Below are 18,307 nucleotides of genomic sequence, written 5' to 3' on the forward strand. Positions count from 1 at the left end.
GCAGTCCCCGCGCCCCCGGGTGGGCCAGATCCCCTTCGTTTGAATGGAGCCCTTCTCATGACTGACAAGATCGTCGTCGGTGGTGTCTGCGTCGACACCCGGCACTGGATCGGCGGCCGACGCGTCGCCTCCGCCGACACCTTCACCGACAGCTCTCCCATCGACGGAAGTACCCTCGGCGAGATCGCCCGCGGCGGCCCCGCCGAGGCCGAAGCCGCCGTGGCCGCCGCCCGTGATGCCTTCCCTGCCTGGGCCGTCACGCCCCGCGAGGAACGCGCCCGCCTCCTCCACGCCATCGCCGACGGCGTCGAGAAGCGGCTCGAAGAGCTCGCCATCGTCGAGACCACCGACAACGGGGCCCTGCTCCGCTCGCACCGGCGCGGAGTCATGCCCCGTGTCGCGCACAACTTCCGTTTCTTCGCCGACTGGTTGCTGAAGCTGGACCACGAGGACTTCGAGACCCGCGGGCACACGAACCATGTCTCCTGGGACCCCGCGGGCCCCTGTGTGCTGATCACCCCGTGGAACGCCCCTTTGATGCTGGCCACCTGGAAGGTCGCCCCCGCCCTCGCCGCCGGGGACACCGTCGTCCTCAAGCCCGCCGAGTGGTCCCCGCTCACTGCCTCCCTCCTCGCCGACATCGCGGCCGAGGCGGGACTGCCCGCGGGCGTCCTCAACGTCGTCCAGGGCTACGGCTCGGAGATCGGCGACGCCCTCACCTCCCACCCGGACGTACGCCGGATCAGCTTCACGGGTTCGGTGCCCACCGCCCGGCGGATCGCCGCGTCCGCCGCCGCCAACCTGACCCCGCTCAGCCTCGAACTCGGCGGCAAGTCACCGCTGTTGGTCTTCGCCGACGCCGACCTGGGCCTCGCCGTCGACCTCGCCGTGGAGCAGTACGACAACGCCGGGCAGGTGTGCCTCGCGGCCACCCGCGTCCTGGTCGAGGAGACGGTCGCCGAGGAGTTCACAAGCCGCTTCGTGGAGAAGGCGGGACGGTTGCGGCAGGGCGACCCGCGTGACGAGGCCACCGACATCGGCCCGAACATCCATCCCCGCCAGCTGGAGAAGATCGACGGGTTCGTGCGCAGGGCCCTCGCGGCCGGGGCCCGCGCCGTCATCGGCGGGCATCGCAACGACAGCCGGTACTACGCGCCGACCCTGCTCACCGATGTCGCCCAGGACGCGGAGATCGTGCAGGAGGAGGTCTTCGGACCGGTCCTGACCCTCCAGACCTTCGCCGACGAGGACGAGGCCGTACGCCTCGCCAACGACACCCGCTTCGGCCTGGCCGCCACCGTCGCCACCGGCGACCCCGAGCGCGCCGAACGCGTCAGCGCACAGCTCGTCGCCGGCACCGTCTGGGTCAACTGCTTCTTCGTCCGCGACCTTCAGGCCCCCTTCGGCGGCTCGCGCCTCTCCGGCGTCGGACGCGAGGGCGGCAGCTGGAGCTTCGACTTCTACTGCGACCTGAAGAACACCGTGACCGCCCCGAAGGGATGGGACCACAGCCATGGGTGAGATCGTCGGGGCCGGGCTGCTCGCCCATGTCCCCACCATCGTGCTGCCGCGGGCCGACCGTCTCGAGCTGAACGAGGGCAAGGAGATCAGCCTCGTCACCGGCCTCCAGGAGCTGCGCAGGGACGTCTTCGAGCGGGACGACTACGACACCGTCGTCGTCCTCGACTCCCACTGGGCGACCACCGTGGAGTTCGTCGTCACCGCCCAGCAGCGCCGCGCCGGACTCTTCACGTCCGAGGAACTTCCGCGCGGGATGTGCCGGATGCCGTACGACTTCCCGGGCGACCCCGAACTCGCCCGCAACGTCGAGAGGTTCGCCGACCGGCACGGCACCTGGATCACCGCTATCGAGGACGACTACCTGCCGATCTACTACGCCACCATCAACCTCTGGAAGTTCCTCGGCGAGGGGCTCGCGGACAAGCGGTGGGTGACCATCGGCGTCTGCCAGACCGGTGACATGGAGGACCATCTGCGGCTCGGACGCGCGCTGGCCGACGGCATCGCCGCCACGCCGGGGCGACGGGTCCTGCTCATCGCCTCCGGTGCCCTGTCGCACACCTTCTGGCCGCTGCGCGAGCTGCGCGACCACGAGGCCGGCGACCCGGCGCACATCTTCACGCCGCAGGCCCGGGCGGCCGACCAGGAGCGCATCGCCTGGTTCAAGGAGGGCCGCCACGACAAGGTCCTCGACACCATGGACGAGTTCTGGAAGTACAAGCCCGAGGCGAAGTTCTTCCACTACCTGATGATGGCCGGCGCCCTCGGCGAGCAGGCCTGTGTCGCCAGGGCCCGCCAGTACGGCGAGTACGAGAACTCCATCGGCACCGGTCAGGTCCATCTGTGGTTCGACCGTCCGGCCGACGGCTGGACCGGAAACGGCCTTTCCACCCCGCGCAACCCGCACACCCGCGTCTAGGAGCCTCCATGCCCGAGTACCGCCGCATCCTCCTCGACGGCGCCGCCGTCCAGGTCACCGTCGACGGCGACGAACTCGTCGCCGGTGACGGCCGCCGCGTCAAGGTGGAGGACGCCCGGCACCTGCCCCCGGTCGTCCCCTCCAAGATCATCGCCGTCCACCTCAACCACCGCAGCCGGGTCGACGAGTTCCGGATCGAGCTGCCGGACACCCCGACCTACTTCCACAAGCCGACCTCGTCCCTCAACTCCCACAAGGGCGCGATCGTCCGCCCCGAGGGCTGCAGGTGGCTCAACTACGAGGGCGAGGTCGCCATCGTCATCGGCAGGACCGCCCGGAACGTCTCCCCGGCCGAGGCGGGCGACCACATCGCCGGCTACACGGTCGCCAACGACTACGGGCTGCACGACTTCCGCGACACCGACGCCGGGTCGATGCTCCGGGTGAAGGGTTCGGACACCCTGTGCCCGCTCGGGCCCGGGCTGGTGACGGACTGGGACTTCCACGGCAAACGGCTGCGGACGTACGTCAACGGCGAGGTCGTCCAGGACGGTTCGACCGACGAGATGAAGTGGGACATGCACTATCTCGTCGCCGACATCGCCCGCACGATCACCCTGTATCCGGGAGATGTGCTGCTGTCCGGCACCCCCGCCAACTCCCGCCCCGTCGGGCCCGGTGACGTGGTCGAGGTCGAGGTGGAGGGGCTGGGCCGGCTCACCAACCACATCGTCACCGGCCCGGCCCCGATTCGCACCGACGTCGGTGCCCAGCCGACCGAGTCCGAGGAGGTGCTGTCCACCGCGCTCGGCGGTGACTGGGAGTTCCGCGGCATCCGGCCGCCACGGCGTTGACCGGGCGCACGGCGGTGACCAGGCGTACGCCGTCGACCGGGCGTACGCCGGTGTCCGAGGCGGCGGGTAAGGTCGCGGCCATGACCGCATCCGCCGAGCGACCCGAGGACCACGAGGGACCCGAGGACCGCAAGCCGCGCCGGCGCATGAACTACGGCGAGGGCCGCGAGGCCCTGCTCAACGCCGCCGTGCGGGTCGTGGCGCGGGGCGGGCTGCGCAAGCTCACCTACCGGGCGGTCGCCCAGGAGGCGGGCACGACCCACGGCCTGGTCGTCCACCACTTCGGCTCGCGCGACGCGCTGATCGAGGAGGCCCTCGCCCACGCGATCCGCACCTCCCTCAACACCAGCGCACTCGAACCCGGTACCGGCAAGGTCGCCGACTTCTCGGTCGGCGTCTCCGACATGGTCACCGCCGATCCGGACATCCAGGCCTTCCAGTACGAGCTACTGCTGGAGGCCCGGCGCTGCCCCGAGCTGCTCCCGCAGATCCGTGCCCTGTACGACGACTACTTCGACGCCACCGAGCGCGAGCTGTCCCGCATGCTGCCCGGCGACGCCGGCCGCCCGCTGACCAGGCTGGTCTTCGCCGCCCTGGACGGGCTCGTGCTGCACCAGCTCGTCTTCGGGGAGCCCGGGACGACCGACGCCGCGATCGAGGAGCTGCGCGGCCTGCTGCGGCTCATCGCGGCGGACGGCACCGACGAAGCACCGGAGAACGACGTCTGACCTGCGTCTTTCGGGACCCCGGGCACCGTTGGTCCGGGGTCCTTGCTCGTTGTCGTACCAATTCTTGGCTTCGCCCCTTGCCAAACGGATAGTTCCAGCCCACCATGAGGCAACTCGTTTGGCCTGAAACGAAATCCTCTCTCCTTGGCAGGTGATCCGAGTGGACAGTCAGACGGCGGTCCGGAACGAGAACGCGCCCGATGCCTCCACCGCAGGCAAGCTCAAGCCCAACTCGCTCGGTGTACTGGGCATCCTCTTCTTCGTCCTCTCCGCCCAGGCGCCACTGACCGGCATCGCGGGCGCCGTCCCCATCGCCGTGGCCATCGGCAACGGCGCCGGGGCCCCCGCCGCCTATCTCGCGGCCGGTTTGATCGTCCTGCTGTTCTCGGTCGGCTTCGTCGCCATGGGCCGGCACGTGGTGGACGCCGGGGCCTTCTACCGGTACATCGGCAAAGGCCTCGGCCGAAACCTCGGCAACGGCAGCGCGGGCATCGCCCTCTTCGCGTACTGCGCGATCCAGGCCGCCATGTACGGCCTGTACGGGGCCACCGTGAGCGGTCTGCTGGCGCACTACAGCGGGGCGGACGTGCCCTGGTGGGCCTGTGCCCTGGTCACGATGGTGATCGTGCAGGTCCTCGGCGCGACCGGCATCGAGATGGGCGCGAAGGTGCTGGCCGTGTTCGTGCTCGCCGAGTTCAGCATCCTCAGCGTCTTCGCCGTCGTCACCTTCGCCAAGGGCGGCGGGCCGGAAGGGCTCGGCTTCGCGGACACCTTCTCGCCGGGTGCGGCGCTGGACGGGGCGCCGGGTGTGGCGCTGATGTTCGCCGTCGCGTCGATGATCGGCTTCGAGGCCACCGCGATCTACGGCGAGGAGGCACGGGAACCCCGCAGGACGGTGCCCCGTGCCACGTACCTCGCCGTCGCCCTCGTCACCGGCTTCTTCGCCTTCGCCTCCTGGATGCTGATCTCCTCCTACGGCGCCTCGAAGGCGACCGCGGCCGCCGGCCAGGCGCTGGAGGGCGGCGACTCGACCGCGTTCGTCTTCGCGCCGATCGCCGCGCAGTTCGGCACCTGGGTCGATGACGTCCTGCCCATTCTGCTGGCCACCTCGCTCTTCGCCGGCATCCTCGCCTTCCACAACTCGGCCAACCGCTATCTGTTCTCGCTCAGCCGCGAGGGCCTGCTGCCGCGTGCCCTGTCGGCGGTGAACCGCCGGCACTCGCCCGGCGCCGCGGGGTTCGTGCAGACGTCGATCGCCGCGCTGCTGGTGATCCCGTTCGCGCTGGCCGGCAAGGATCCCGTGGTGACCCTGTTCTCGTGGGGGAGCGGGGTCGCTGTGCTGGCGATCATGCTGCTGTACTTCATGACCTCGGCGTCGGTCGTCGTCTTCTTCCGGCGCGAGCGCCTCGACACGCGGCCCTGGAACACGCTGATCGCCCCGCTGCTGGGGGCCGTCGGGATCGCGGGCGCCATCTGGCTGATCGTCGAGAACTTCACCACGCTCATCGGCGGCGACAGGGCCACCGCCGTATGGCTTCAGCTGACGGTGCCGGCCGTGCTGGTGCTGGGTGTCGTCGCGGGACGTCTGACGCGCTCGACCCGCTCGTAGGCCGTGCCCGCCGTCCGGTCGAGCGGTCCTCGGCCGGACGGCGGGGGTGCTCACGGGGGTGCTCACGGGGGTGCTCACGGGGGTGCTCACCCCTGACCATTTTGTTTGGTGCCAAACGCTATCTGGAGGTCCCCGCATGCTGGACGCCCCTCATGAGGAGTGGCTGCGTCGCGCCAAGTCCCTCGAACTGTCCGGCGCCCACCACATCGGCGGCGCCGACGAACCGGGTGGGGGAGGGGCCTTCGCGGTCGTCTCGCCCCGGGACGGGCAGGTGCTGGCACAGGTCGCCGACGGGGGCGCCGCCGAGGTGGACGCCGCCGTCGCCGCCGCCCGGCGGGCCTTCGACGCCGGACCGTGGCCGGGTCTCGCCCCCGCGGAGCGCGGCCGTGTGCTGCTGCGGATCGCCGACCTGCTGGAGGAGCGGCGCGCGGAGCTGGCGCTGACCGTCACCCTGGAGATGGGCAAGCCGATCACGGACGCGTACGACATCGAACTGCGCGCCGCCGTCGCGACCTTCCGCTGGTACGGCCAGCTGGCCGACAAGCTCACCGACGAGTCCCCGCACACCGCCCCCGACGCGCTCGCCCTGGTCACCCGTGAACCGGCCGGCGTCGTAGGGGCCGTAGTGCCCTGGAACTTCCCCCTGACACTGGCGAGTTGGAAGATCGCCCCGGCACTCGCGGCCGGCTGCGCGGTCGTACTGAAACCGTCCGAGAACTCCCCGCTGTCCGCCCTCCTCCTCGGACGGCTGGCGACCGAGGCAGGGCTGCCGCCAGGTGTGCTCAACGTGGTGAACGGCAACGGCCCCGTCGCCGGCCGCGCCCTCGGACTCCACCCCGACGTCGACGTCCTGGCCTTCACCGGATCCACGGCCGTCGGCCGCCACTTCCTGCACTACGCGGCCGACTCCAACCTCAAGCGCGTCTGGCTCGAACTGGGCGGCAAGTCACCGAACATCGTCCTGCCCGATGCTCCCGACCTGGAGCGGGCCGCCGCCACCGCGGCCTGGGGCATCTTCTTCAACCAGGGGGAGATGTGCACGGCCCCCTCCCGGCTCCTCGTGCACTCCTCCGTCGCCGAGCGCGTCACCGAGGCCGTCGTCCGCCGGGCGCACGAGCTGCGGGTGGGCGACCCCCTCGACCCGGCCACCGAGATGGGTGCCCTGGTCGGCGAGGCCCACCTCGGCCGTGTGCTCGACCACGTCGGCACCGGCCGGGACGAGGGTGCCCGGCTGCGTACCGGCGGTGAACGCGTCCTCGCCGAGTCGGGTGGGACGTACCTGGAACCCACTGTCTTCGACCGGGTCGACCCGGGCATGCGGCTGGCCCGCGAGGAGATCTTCGGTCCCGTCCTGTCCGTCCTCGCCTTCGACGACCTGGACGAGGCGGTACGGCTCGCCAACGCCACCGAATACGGTCTCGCCGCCGGCCTGTGGACCTCCGACCTGTCCACCGCCCACCGAGTCTCCCGTGCCCTGAAGGCCGGCACGGTCTGGGTCAACTGCTACGAGGAGGGGGATCTGACCGTTCCCTTCGGCGGCATGAAGCAGTCCGGGAACGGCCGCGACAAGTCCGTGCACGCCCTGGAGAAGTACACCGAGCTCAAGACGACCTGGATCCAGCTGTGACCCGTCCCCTGATCGCCGTGCCCGCCCGCTTCTCCGCCACGACCTCGGCCCTTCGGTACGCCGCGGAGGTCAACGCCCGCGCCCTGATGGAGGCGGTGTGGCGAGCGGGCGGCGAGCCGGCGAGCATCCACCCGGCCGACACCGATGTGGCCGACCGGCTCGCCCGCTTCGGCGGCGTCCTGCTCCCCGGCGGCGGCGACCTCGCGCCGTACCGCTACGGAGCCGCCGACGTACACGACGCCGTCTACGACGTGGACGACCTCCAGGACACCTTCGACCTCGAAGCCGCCCGGCACGCGCTGGACCTCGGCATCCCCCTGCTGGCGATCTGCCGCGGCATGCAGGTCGTGAACGTCGCGCTCGGCGGCACGCTGGAGCAGGACATGGGCGGCCCCGAGCGCGAACACCGGCACATCGTGCACCCGGTGGCGATCGAGCGCGGCACCTGGCTGGAACGGGCCACCGGCGCGGAGAAGGCGGAGGCCTCCTGCTATCACCACCAGCGGGTGGCCCGCCTCGGCGCCGGCCTTTCGATCAGCGCTCGGGCCGCCGACGGAACGGTGGAGGGGCTCGAACTCCCGGACGCGAAGGGGTGGTTCACGGCCGTGCAGTGGCACCCCGAGGACACCGCACACCGGGACCCGGCACACCAGGGCCTCTTCGACGCCCTGGTGCGGGCCGCGAGCGAGCGCCGCTGAACGGACGAGCGCGGGGGTCAGGCCTTCGGCCGCCGCCCACTGCGCCGCGGCGCGGGCTCGGCACCGTCGAGCAGCGCGAGCCGGCGCTCCTCGCCCCGCTCCTCGACCTGGAGCACCACCCGACGCAGCCCGTCCGCGACGGTCCGGCACTCCTCGTCGCTCAGCCCCCCTGCGACAAAGGCCTCCTCCTCGTTGAACGCCGGGAACAGCCGCCGCATCAGCGCCTCGCCCTCTTCGGTGAGGCTGAGCAGCACCAGCCTGCCGTCACTGGGGTGCCCGGCCCGCCGCAGCAGGCCCCGTCCCTCCAGCGTCCGCGCCACGCCGGTGAGCGTCCCCTTGGAGATCCCGGCCTCCTCCGCGACATGCCGGGTCTCCGACTCGCCCCACACCCACACCACCCACAGCACCACGAAGGCCGTCCAGGTGAGATCGGCCCCGCGCAGCACGGAGTTCTCCAGGTGCTGCCGGACCGTGGAGGCCGCGCGGTAGATGTTGGCGACGACCGCCATCTGCTCCCGATGCAGCGGAATACCACCGAGCTTGGCCTCGGCGAGCTTCTCGGCTGCGGTGATCGATCGTTGGCCGGGCATGGCACACTCCTTCGCCGCGGGGTGCGTCGTACGGCGGTGTCGTTCGTCAAGTATGTCGTTCGGGATCAAATTGTACGAAGCGACAGCCACCGCCCGTTCCTGGGGCCCCGCGTCCAGGCATACGGAGCGGCCGGCGCACGTCGCCCTCCCCCGAAGGCGGCGTGCGCCGGCCTGTTCCCCGGCGCCGGACCATGGACCGCGGTGTCCGTGCGCTGCAGCGGATCGTGCCGTCACCAGCACATGACCGCTGTCTCCCCCGATCCCCAGTTGGCATAGAGGCGCACCCGGACGAAGTAGCGGCGGCCCTTCACGAGACGGGCCTTGATCGTGGTGTTGTGCGGGGTGCCGCCGTCGTCCTGGGCGGTGAGGTAGCGGGGTTCGCCGTCCCGTTCCTCGAAGACCACGACGAGTGTGTCGCTGTCGCCGAAGGTGCCCACCGTGTACTCGCGGGTCTCCGGCGGCTCGACCACGAAGTCGGCCTGCTCGGCGGGCCCGAGCCGCAGCGGCACCGAACGGAACGGCACCAGCTCCCGCGGCCCCGGCGTCCGGGTCGGCGGGTACCAGCGGCGGACGAACTCCTGATCGGCCTCGGACAGCGCACCCGGCGGGTTCAGGCCCGCGCGGAACTGCTCCGGCTCCAGGATCAGCCCGGCGGAGAAGGGGTACTCCATGATCGAGTGCGGGTCCCAGGCGGAACCGTTGACCTCGTTCGGGTCCAGCTTGCGCAGGATGTTGAAGTACGTCCTGTCCCGGCTCCAGAAGTTCGGCGGGCCCGCCAGATCGGCGTACACGGCCTCGTCGTCCCAGTGGATCCCGGCGAACGGGCTCTGGTGCTCGTGCAGCATGCCGAGCGCGTGCCCGATCTCGTGCAGTGCCGTCCCGCGCTCCCCGGGCACGGTCAGGTCCCAGCCGAAGTTCATGGTGCGCTCGTTGAGTCCGACCCGCAGCGCGTCCTTGCCCACGGTCGACCAGGAGCCGTCGCCGAGCTGGAACCCGATGCGCAGCTCGGCCTCCGACCGGTCGCTCACCTCCGTGAACGACAGCCCTATGCCGAGGTCCTGCCACTCCTGGAAGCACTCGCGCACCACATCCTGCTGCTCCTTGCCGCCGACCCACGAGACACGCCGTGTCGCGCCGGTCTCCGGGTCGGGGATCGAGGATCCGTCGGAGTCCCGGTCGAAGAAGCAGTAGTGCAGCACCGTGCCGTTGACCCACATCCGGTGCCCGCTGACGAGCGCGTCGAGCCGCTCGGCGGCCAGCCCCGGTGCGAAGGCGGGCGCCGACTGCTGCGCGAGGGAGCAGTAGCGAGCGGTCATGCCGAACAGGTTGCCGTCGGTCCGCCCCGGGCGCCTGAGTCGGGGGCTACTCAAGTACCCCTGTATCAGAGGTGAGTCACCGTGCTCTCATTGCCGTGACGACATTCGAACGTGACGCGAAGACCCTGGAACTGCCGTGGTCGTTCGCCGGCCGGGAACACGAACTGGAGCTGATCCGCGGCGCCTTGACCGCGAGCCGGCACGGCATCGTGATCACCGGCCCGGCCGGCTGCGGCAAGACCCGGCTCGTCACCGAGGCCGTCCGCGGCACCGACTGCCTCCGCGTGGCCGGCACCCCCGAGACCCGCCGAATCCGATTCGCCGCGTTCGCGCACCTCGTCCCCGAGACGGCCTCCCTGCACGGCGCGTTCCAGCACCTGTCGGGTGTACGGCTGCTCCTGGTCGACGACGCGCATCTGCTCGACGACGCCTCGGCCGCCCTCGTCCACCAGCTGGCCGTGCACGGCCGCACCCGTCTGCTGGTCGTCACCACCGACGGTGCCCAGGCCCCCGGCGCGATATCCCGACTGTGGACCGGCGAACTCCTGCCCCGGCTCAGCCTGGAACCGCTGCCCCAGGAGGAGACCGCCCGGCTGCTCGCGGGCGCGGCCGCCGGCGTCGGCCTGGAACCGCTCACCGTCAACCGGCTGCACCGCCTGTGCCAGGGCGACCTGCGGCTGCTGCGCGACCTGGTGGGCGCGGTGCGCGAGCGCGGGCTGCTCAGCCGCGTCCCGGACACGGACGAGTGGGCGTGGCGTGGCCCGGTGCCGGTCACCGCGACCGTGCGCGAGCGCACCGCACACGTCCTCGACCGCGCCCGTCCCGAGGAGCGCGAGATCCTCGAACGCCTGGCCTTCGCCGAGCCGTTGCCCCTGGACCTGGAGCGGGACCGACTCGACCTGCGCACCCTCGAACACCTGGAGGCCGACGCCCTGGTCCACGTCGACGACCAGGGCACCGTCCGCCTCGCCCACCCCTTGCACGGCCCGGTGCTGCGGGCCGCCGCCGGCAGGCTGCGCGCACGGCGGCTGTCCCGCACACCCGAGCAGTGCGGCCCCGCCCTGGACGCCGAGCGGGCCGCGCTGATCCGCCGTATCGAGCGCGCGGACGTACGGCAGACGCCGGCGCCCGTGGGGGAGTGGCTGGTCGCGGAGGGCGCGCCGGTACCGGCCGGATACGCGGCCGTACGCGCCCGGTACGCACGGCTGCGCGGCGAGCTGCGGGAGGCGACGGCATGGGCGCGCGAGGGGGTGCGGGACGGCGGTGACGATCCGTCCTGCCGACTCGAACTCGCCCTCGCCGCGGCGCAGTCGGGCGATCCGACAGCCGCGCACCAGATCTCGGGTGGCCGCTCCCACGGGGGTGGGGCGGTCACCCGGGCGGCAGCGGCCCGCGGCGACGCCGGCGGGGCGGTCGAGGCGATCGGCGGCGACCCGTACGACGCCGTCCGCCTCGGCGCACCCGAGCGTGCCGCGGGCCGTCTGACCGGCGTCTTCGCCGAGCACGCCGACGCGCTCGCCCGAGCCGACGGCCCCGCGCTGGACCAGGTGGCCGAACAGCTCCAGGCGCGCGGCTTCCTGCTCTTCGCGGCCGAGGCGCACGCCCAGGCCGTACGGGCCCACCGCGATCCGCGAGCCGCCCGCACCTCACGCACGCGTGCCGTGGCCCTGGCCCGCCGCTGCCAGGGTGCCCGCACCCCGGCCCTGTCCGGGTTGGTCCTGGGCGAACTGACCGCCCGGCAACGGCAGATCGTCACACTCGCGGCCACGGGCCTGAGCAATCGCCAGATCGCCGAGAAACTCACCCTGTCCGTCCGCACGGTCGGCAACCACCTCTACAGCGCCTACGCCCGCCTGGGCGCGAGCGACCGCGGCGCACTGCCGTGGCTGGTGGAACTGCCGGACGCGCGAACGGCGTGAACCTGCCGGGTCGGCCGTGGTCATCGGGGCCGCTGTCGTGCCGGGGCCGTGCGGCCCGGCCTCAGGCCGCCCCGAACGCCGAGAACGCCCAGCCCGTGGCCCGATGCAGCGCGTCGCCCGGCAGTGCCGCGCGGGCGTCGCACAGGGCCTCCGCCAGCGACAGGCCCTCGCCGAGGCCTTTGTGGAGGGCGAGCATCAGCGGCACCACCGCCGCGTCGTTGACGGGGGCCGTGCAGGCCACCACCCCGGCCGTGCCCAGCGGCAGCAACGCGGTGACCAGGCCGAGCAGTTCGTCGGCGCCGACGGAGGCGAAGCGGGCGGTGTCGCAGCAGGAGAGGATGATCCGGTACGGGCTGCGGTCCAGACGCTCGAAGTCGTGCACGATCAGCGGCCCGTCGGCCATCCGCAGCGACGAGAAGAGCGGACTGTCCGCGCGGAACGTGCCGTGGGCGGCGATATGCGCCAGCGCTGCCCCGTCGAGTTCCTCCAGCACCCGCGGGACGCGCGCGTCGGCGTGCTCCAGGACCACGGCACCGCCGTACCGGCCGGCCAGATGGGGCACCTCCGCACCGCCGGTCGCGAGCCCGGGCCCGCGCACCAGCACAGGGCGGCCGCCGGGCGGCGGCTCCGTCTCCCGCGCGCGCAGCCAACCGCTCGCCGACGGCGACACGCTGAGCACCCGCTCCCGCAGCGACGGCAGCAGCGCCCACGGCACCCGATGCAGCCTGGCCGGCGGTACGACCACGACAGGGCCGTCGCCCAGATGCGCCGCCGCCGGACCCAGCAGCAACTCCTCCAGTCGCCGCCCCGCGGCCTCCACCACCGGCAGCCGCCCCTCGGCGCCCGGATGTGCCAGCCGCCGCAGCCCGGCCTGCACATGCTCGGCCTCGGTCTCCGCCTCGGCCAGCAGCCCGGCCTCGTACCGGCGCACCCGCCCCTGCCCGCACAGCAGCACCTGCACCCGCCCGTCCAGCACGGCGAGTTCGACAAGCCGTACGTCGTCGCCCAGCCGTTCCAGCAGTAGCCCAGGGTCGAAGCGGTGACCGTCGCCGGGCGTGTCGCCGCGCAGGTGCAGCGTCCGGGACCGTATCTCCCGCTCCAGGCGCCGCTGTTCGCGCTCCAGCGCCGGAACCGGCCTGGCGTCCATACGGGCGGCCTCCGCGCGTGCCGCGATCTCCCGGAACGCGGTCAGATCGCTCTGCAGCTCCGGATCGGCCGGCGGCCGGGTCGGCGGCGTCGACAGCGCGGTGGCCCGCCAGCGCTCGCTCCACACCAGCAGCCGGCGCGGACTGCCGGAGTCGAGGCTGGCCTGCTGGGCCAGCGCGGCGAGTTCGGCGCCCTGCGCGGTGGCGCGGGCCCTGAGCTCGGAGGCGCCCAGCGTCATCCGGTGCGCGTCGAGTACGTCCAGGCCCCGTCGGCAGGCTTCCAGGACACCGCGCCCCGACCCGGCCGTCCGCGCCCGCAGCGCCTGCGCCGCCCAGCCCGTCATCCGCGCCAGCGGCGGTCCGCTGTGCCTGCCGCGGGCGGCGAGGGCCAGATGCCGCTCGGCGTCCGCCCGCCAGCCCAGATCGAGCGCGATCCGGCCCGCGAGCAGCGAGGCCTCCGGCGCGGCCGGCGCGCCGAAGGAGGCCAGCCGTTCGGCGACCGCCGCCGTGTCGGCCACGAGCCGCCCCGAACTGCGCCCGGCGGCCACCCGGGCCTCGATCAGCACCAGCCGCGCATGGGTCTCCCACCAGCTGCGCCGCTGCCCCAAGAACAGCCGTACGGCCATGTCGGCGCGTGCGATCGCGGTGTGCGCGTCGCCCGCCAGCCGGGCGGCACGCGCGGCGGCCAGCAGCAACTCGGCCTTGCGGGTGGACTGTCCGCCTATCCCGTCGAGCACGGCGATCGCCGCGTCGGCCTCGGCCAGCGCCTCCGGGGCCAGCCCGGCCGCCATCAGCACCTCGCAGCGCCGGACGGCGAGCATGAAGGTGGGCGTGCCGAGCTTGGCGTACCGCTCCTCGGCCGCGTCGAGCAGCCGCAGCGCCGCCGGGATGTCGCCCGACCGGAACGCCGCGAGCCCCCGGCTCTCCACCGCGTCGGCCTTGTCGTGCTCCTGGCCCGTGGTGTCCCACAGCGCCTCCGCCGCCGTGAAGTCGGCGTCCGCCCGGTCCACCGCGCCCAGCGCCAGATGGACGGTCGCGCGCAGGGTCAGCGCCCGCGCCGTCCAGATGACGTCCTCGACCTGCCGCAGCACCGGGATCGCCCGCCGTACGTCCTCCAGCGCCTCCCGGTGATGTCCCAGGACCCAGCGGGCGTAGGCGCGGCGGAACAGCACCCGCGCGCGGGTGTGCCCACTGCCGCGCTCGATCCCGCGCTCCAGCGCGGCGAGCCCCTGCTGAGTGCGCCCCGCGTGCACCAACGCGACCCCGAGCGTCGCCAGGGCATCCGCCTCCCGGTCCGCCGACTCCGCGCGGGCCGCGAGATCCCGGGCACGCCGCAGGTGATGGAGGGCGATACGCATGTCGCCCCAGTCCCGCTGCCAGATGCCGATCACCTGGTGGGCGACGGAGGCGTGCAACGGCGACGGATCGGCGTCGAGCACCCCCTCCGCCCGCGCCAGCGCGTCGTTCGGGGCGGCGAACACCATCGGCAGCAGTTCGAGAACCGATTCGCTTCCCGCTGTCACTCCACGGATGGTAGTTGCCCCGGAACCGTGCCACACAGGTTTGGCGCTGTATCAATCAGCGACAGCACGGCTCTGATTGACGACCGTCGCCTCAGCGGGAGGACACGCCATGGCACCACAGCGATTCCACGAGCAGTTCGAGCAGATCCAGCGCTCCATGCAGGACGTCCCCCTCGCGATGGGACCGGACGACTCCGCCGAGTTCATCTACGAGAAGGGCTACGTCCTCGTCCGCGACGGCGAGGACGCCCGCCTCGTCGAGGACACCGTACGCGCGCACTTCACCGCCGAGCCCGACCTGGTGCAGGACCACGTGCGCCGGGCGAGCCCGCGGACCAACCGCTCCGGCATCACCCGGATCCAGGTCGGCGACCCCGGCGAGGGCGACCGGAGCGGCGACCGCACCGTCGCACACGCCCTGCGCGCCCTGCGGGAGACCGAGGGCCGGGCGGGCCGTCGGCTGGTCAGCCGCAACCACCTGGTGTCGATCGCGGTCAACTCCTGCCCCGGCGACGAGCCGGTGCCCGTCGCACACGCCGAGGGACTCAACCCCGCGGCGGTCGAGGGCAGTTACGACGCGGAGAGCGCCGTCGGCGTCCTGGTCGTCGACACCGGCCTGATGCGCGACTACCGCTCCGCCGCACTGCTGGCCCACACCGACGGCGACGCGCAGCTCAAGGAGTGCGACGACGACGGTGTGCTCCAGCAGTACGTCGGACACGGCACGTTCATCGCCGGGCTCGTCGCTGCCGTGGCTCCCAACACGAACGTCACCGTCCGCAACTCCCTCAACGACGCGGGCGCCATCCTGGAGTCCGAGTTCGGCGAGAAGCTCTTCGAGGCCGTCGACGCGGGCGGCTGGCCCGACGTCCTCAGCCTCTCCGCCGGCACCTCCAACGGCCGCACCGACGGCCTGCTCGGCGTCCAGGCCTTCATGCAGGAGCTGCGCGAACAGCGCACCCTGCTCGTCGCGGCGGCCGGCAACAACGGCAGCGCCACGCCCTTCTGGCCCGCCGCCTACGCCGACCTGCCCGACTACCAGGACGTCGTGCTGTCGGTCGGTGCGCTGCGCGGCGACGGCGAGTTCGGCGCCTGCTTCAGCAATCACGGCCCCTGGGTGAAGGTGTACGCGCCCGGCGAGCGCCTCACCGGCGTCCTCACCGGCTTCGACGCGCCGATGCCGTACATCTACCAGCACTCCACCTACGACGCCTGCCGGTACGGCTTCGGCTACTCCTGCACCTGTGTGTCCCCACGCCACACCGGCGTGTTGAGCGAGCAGGGCGGCACCGCCAAGCCCGACCAGGTGATGTTCGAGGGGTTCGCGAACTGGAGCGGCACTTCCTTCGCCACCCCCCTCGTCGCCGGCATGATCGCCGCCCATATGACCGCGCAGCAGGAGAACGACCCGCGGGTCGCCCGGTACAAGATGCTCGCGGCGAACTCCGGGTACGCGGAGGTGCGGGGGGCGCATGTTCCGGCACTTCGCCCCGCCACCTGGCGTCCTGCGCCCGTCACAGCTTCGGCTCCTCGGTCATGAGGGTCGGAACCATCCCCTCCGCGGCGTACGATGACTTGCCGTACACGAGGGGTGGGGCTGTGGACCGAGCAGATGTCGGTGCGCTGGTGCAGTCCGCCGTCGACGGCGACGCGGCGGCCTGGAAGGCGCTCGTGGAAGGGTTGAGCCCGCTGGTGTGGTCCGTCGTGCGCGCCCACCGGCTGGGTGACGCCGACGCCCATGAGGTGTATCAGACCGTCTGGTTCCGCTTCGCCCAGCATCTCGGGCGCATCCGTGAACCGGAGAAGGCCGGATCGTGGCTCGCGAGCACCGCCCGGCACGAGTGCCTGAAGGTGCTCAAGACCTTGCGGCGGCTCACCGTGACGAGCGATCCGCAGCTGCTCGACCGGGTCAGCGAGGACCGTACGCCCGAACAGTCGGTCCTGGACTCGGAGGAGGCGGCCGCCCAGACCGAGCGCATCCGCTGGATGTGGCAGGAGTTCGAGGAACTCGGTGAACGCTGCCGCCAGTTGCTGCGCGTGCTGATCGCCTCGCCGCCGCCCAGCTACCAGGAGGTGTCCGCCGCACTGGGCATCGCCGTGGGCAGCATCGGACCGCTGCGCCAGCGCTGTCTGCGCCGGCTGCGGGCCCGACTCGACGCGCGGGGGGCGCTGTGAACGACGACATGCACGACGATGTGACGGGCGAAGAGCCCCCCGGCGACGACGGGTTCGACACCGATCTGCTGGAGGAGGAACTCCGTCAGGCCGCCACCATCCTGGATCCCGTACCGGCCCAGTTGCGCAGGCTCGCCGTCGAGGCGTTCGTGCTGCACGACCTCGACGCCCGGATCGCCGAGTTGACCTTCGACTCGGTGGAGGACGCCATTGCGGTCAGAGGGGCGACGGATGCGCCGCGGATGCTGACATTCCGCGCGGGCGAGGTGACCATCGACGTGGAGGTGACGGCACAGGGCCTGATGGGGCAGGTGCTGCCGCCGCAGCAGGCGCGGATCGAGGTGCTCGGCGGCCCGCAGACGGCCACGCCGGTCGACGCCGACGACATGGGCCGCTTCACCAGCGACGCCCCGCCCTCCGGCCCGTTCGCCCTGCGCTTGCGGACCGGCGGGGAGGTCGTGGTCACGGAGTGGCTGCGGGCCTGAGCCGCGGGGTCAGCGTGCGGCGGCGTCCACCAGCGCCGCCAGCGCCTTCGCGAGCCGGGTGAGTCCGGGACCGGCCGGACCGCCCGGCTCCGTCATGTACGTGTCCCGGCGGATCTCGATCATCAAGGCGCTGACGCGTGGCTCGCTGCCGTAGAACTCCAACGGGACGTACGTGCCGCTGAACGGACTGTCCAGCCCCGTCTCCCCGCACCCGGCGAACGCCTCTCGCGCCGCGGCGAGCAACTGGGGCGGCGTGTGGAAGGGATCCGTGCCCAGGCACACCGGCGGCCGCGGGCCCTCGCCGTGCAGTTCGTAGGGCAGCCGGGCGGTCGGATAGGAGTGCACGTCGATGATCACGGCCCGGCCGGTGACGGCGAGCCGGTCGGCCACGGCGGCCGTCATGGCCTTCGCGTACGGCCGGAAGTACCGCTCGATCAGGGGCGCGGGGTCGCTGTCGGCGGGGCGCAGGTCCGCGAGATGCGTGGTCCGGGTGTAGACGGCGCCCATGCCGACGGACAGCATCTCCTCCCGCTCGTCCGGGAACCGCTCCGGGTCGACCACCAGCCGGGACAGCCGGTTCACGAACCGCCACGGGGTGACCGCCGACGCCCGCGCCGCCTCCTGCGCGAGCCGCGCGGTGTGCGCGTCCACGATGTGGTCCAGCTCCCGCTCCAGCGCGCGGTCGTCCAGGACGATCCCCGCGCGCACCTCGGAGGGTATGTCCCGTGCCGAATGCGGCACATGCAGGATCACCGGCGATGCCCCGGCCCCGGGGAGCAGCTCGAACGACGGCTCGGCAGAGGTCATGACGGCTGCTCCCGGTGCATTGTCAGTGGTGTCGTGCACCATCACAGCATGAACATCAGCGACCAGCGGGTGACCGCACGCCCGTTCCTCAAGGCGCTCTACGAGGACGACTACTACCCCGACCGCGTGGTGGACCGGGGCAAGGCGATCCTGCTGCGTCTGTGCGAGCGCATCGAGGCCGAGCGCCCCGCCGACCTGGCCGCGCTGTACCGGCTCACCCATGCTGCCACCGACGAATTCAACGCGCTCCAGGACGAGTTCTGGGCCGCCGGCAGCGAGATCGAGACCGTTGCCCGCGAGGAGATAGCCGAGGACTTCTGGTTCGTGGCCGAGGCCTACGGCTTCGCGGACGCGGACATGGAGGAACTGATCGCCACCCGGGACTGGTGAA

The 18,307-nt window shown here is 72.3% G+C and carries 16 protein-coding genes; 12 read left to right on the forward strand and 4 right to left on the reverse strand.

Translation table 11 applies throughout. The features are described from left to right. Positions 1 to 57: 57 nt before the first annotated feature. From ACZ7NC_RS15965 to ACZ7NC_RS15995, 7 genes are all read left to right on the forward strand, one after another. Complete coding sequence (locus ACZ7NC_RS15965) at positions 58 to 1,521, forward strand: aldehyde dehydrogenase (protein WP_471488600.1); 1,464 nt, start codon at positions 58 to 60, stop codon at positions 1,519 to 1,521. Further along, complete coding sequence (locus ACZ7NC_RS15970) at positions 1,514 to 2,440, forward strand: 3,4-dihydroxyphenylacetate 2,3-dioxygenase (RefSeq protein WP_471488602.1); 927 nt, start codon at positions 1,514 to 1,516, stop codon at positions 2,438 to 2,440. Before ACZ7NC_RS15965 ends, ACZ7NC_RS15970 begins: the two co-directional genes overlap by 8 nt. 8 nt (positions 2,441 to 2,448) lie before the next feature. Beyond that, entirely contained in the window at positions 2,449 to 3,294 is an 846-nt protein-coding gene (locus tag ACZ7NC_RS15975; RefSeq protein WP_471488604.1) for a fumarylacetoacetate hydrolase family protein, read from the forward strand. Positions 3,295 to 3,374: 80 nt separating this feature from the next. Next, the gene (locus ACZ7NC_RS15980; RefSeq protein WP_471488606.1) at positions 3,375 to 4,022 is read left to right on the forward strand and encodes a TetR/AcrR family transcriptional regulator; all 648 of its coding nucleotides are present in this window, start codon (positions 3,375 to 3,377) and stop codon (positions 4,020 to 4,022) included. Between the two features lie 160 nt (positions 4,023 to 4,182). Further along, on the forward strand, positions 4,183 to 5,631 hold the full coding sequence (locus ACZ7NC_RS15985) for an APC family permease (RefSeq protein WP_471488608.1): 1,449 nt from the start codon (positions 4,183 to 4,185) through the stop codon (positions 5,629 to 5,631). A 136-nt stretch (positions 5,632 to 5,767) separates the two neighbouring features. Beyond that, entirely contained in the window at positions 5,768 to 7,258 is a 1,491-nt protein-coding gene (locus tag ACZ7NC_RS15990) for an aldehyde dehydrogenase (protein WP_471488610.1), read from the forward strand. After that, complete coding sequence (locus ACZ7NC_RS15995) at positions 7,255 to 7,956, forward strand: gamma-glutamyl-gamma-aminobutyrate hydrolase family protein (RefSeq protein ID WP_471488612.1); 702 nt, start codon at positions 7,255 to 7,257, stop codon at positions 7,954 to 7,956. The genes ACZ7NC_RS15990 and ACZ7NC_RS15995 overlap by 4 nt, the downstream gene beginning before the upstream one ends. 17 nt (positions 7,957 to 7,973) lie before the next feature. Here ACZ7NC_RS15995 and ACZ7NC_RS16000 read toward each other — a convergent pair whose 3' ends face one another. Further along, a complete protein-coding gene (locus ACZ7NC_RS16000; protein ID WP_471488614.1) occupies positions 7,974 to 8,546 on the reverse strand; it encodes a MarR family winged helix-turn-helix transcriptional regulator in 573 nt (190 codons plus the stop codon). A 230-nt stretch (positions 8,547 to 8,776) separates the two neighbouring features. Continuing rightward, on the reverse strand, positions 8,777 to 9,862 hold the full coding sequence (gene absR1 / locus ACZ7NC_RS16005) for a beta-glucuronidase AbsR1 (RefSeq protein ID WP_471488616.1): 1,086 nt from the start codon (positions 9,860 to 9,862) through the stop codon (positions 8,777 to 8,779). A gap of 95 nt (positions 9,863 to 9,957) precedes the next feature. Here absR1 and ACZ7NC_RS16010 point away from each other — a divergent pair, with 95 nt between their 5' ends. Then, a complete protein-coding gene (locus ACZ7NC_RS16010; protein ID WP_471488618.1) occupies positions 9,958 to 11,781 on the forward strand; it encodes a LuxR family transcriptional regulator AbsR2 in 1,824 nt (607 codons plus the stop codon). 61 nt (positions 11,782 to 11,842) lie between these two features. Here the strand turns inward: ACZ7NC_RS16010 and ACZ7NC_RS16015 are convergent, their stop codons facing one another. Beyond that, positions 11,843 to 14,410 carry a CHAT domain-containing protein gene (locus tag ACZ7NC_RS16015; protein WP_471488682.1) on the reverse strand — a complete coding sequence of 856 codons (2,568 nt, stop codon included), beginning with the start codon at positions 14,408 to 14,410 and terminating at the stop codon, positions 11,843 to 11,845. A gap of 148 nt (positions 14,411 to 14,558) precedes the next feature. Between ACZ7NC_RS16015 and ACZ7NC_RS16020 the strand changes: the two genes are divergently transcribed. The 3 genes from ACZ7NC_RS16020 to ACZ7NC_RS16030 are packed head-to-tail and all read left to right on the forward strand — an operon-like array spanning position 14,559 to position 17,109. Further along, the gene (locus ACZ7NC_RS16020; protein WP_471488620.1) at positions 14,559 to 15,989 is read left to right on the forward strand and encodes a S8/S53 family peptidase; all 1,431 of its coding nucleotides are present in this window, start codon (positions 14,559 to 14,561) and stop codon (positions 15,987 to 15,989) included. Positions 15,990 to 16,048: 59 nt separating this feature from the next. Then, positions 16,049 to 16,624, forward strand: a complete 576-nt coding sequence (locus ACZ7NC_RS16025; protein ID WP_471488622.1) for an RNA polymerase sigma factor — start codon at positions 16,049 to 16,051, stop codon at positions 16,622 to 16,624. Between the two features lie 8 nt (positions 16,625 to 16,632). Next, positions 16,633 to 17,109, forward strand: coding sequence for a hypothetical protein (locus ACZ7NC_RS16030; protein WP_471488684.1), 477 nt, complete (start codon positions 16,633 to 16,635; stop codon positions 17,107 to 17,109). 9 nt (positions 17,110 to 17,118) lie between these two features. Here the strand turns inward: ACZ7NC_RS16030 and ACZ7NC_RS16035 are convergent, their stop codons facing one another. Further along, the gene (locus ACZ7NC_RS16035; protein ID WP_471488624.1) at positions 17,119 to 17,916 is read right to left on the reverse strand and encodes an N-formylglutamate amidohydrolase; all 798 of its coding nucleotides are present in this window, start codon (positions 17,914 to 17,916) and stop codon (positions 17,119 to 17,121) included. A 48-nt stretch (positions 17,917 to 17,964) separates the two neighbouring features. Between ACZ7NC_RS16035 and ACZ7NC_RS16040 the strand changes: the two genes are divergently transcribed. Then, positions 17,965 to 18,306, forward strand: coding sequence for a DUF5713 family protein (locus ACZ7NC_RS16040; protein WP_471488626.1), 342 nt, complete (start codon positions 17,965 to 17,967; stop codon positions 18,304 to 18,306). The last annotated feature ends 1 nt before the right edge of the window (position 18,307 follow it).

It is taken from the genome of Streptomyces sp. NPDC111802, assembly GCF_055634335.1.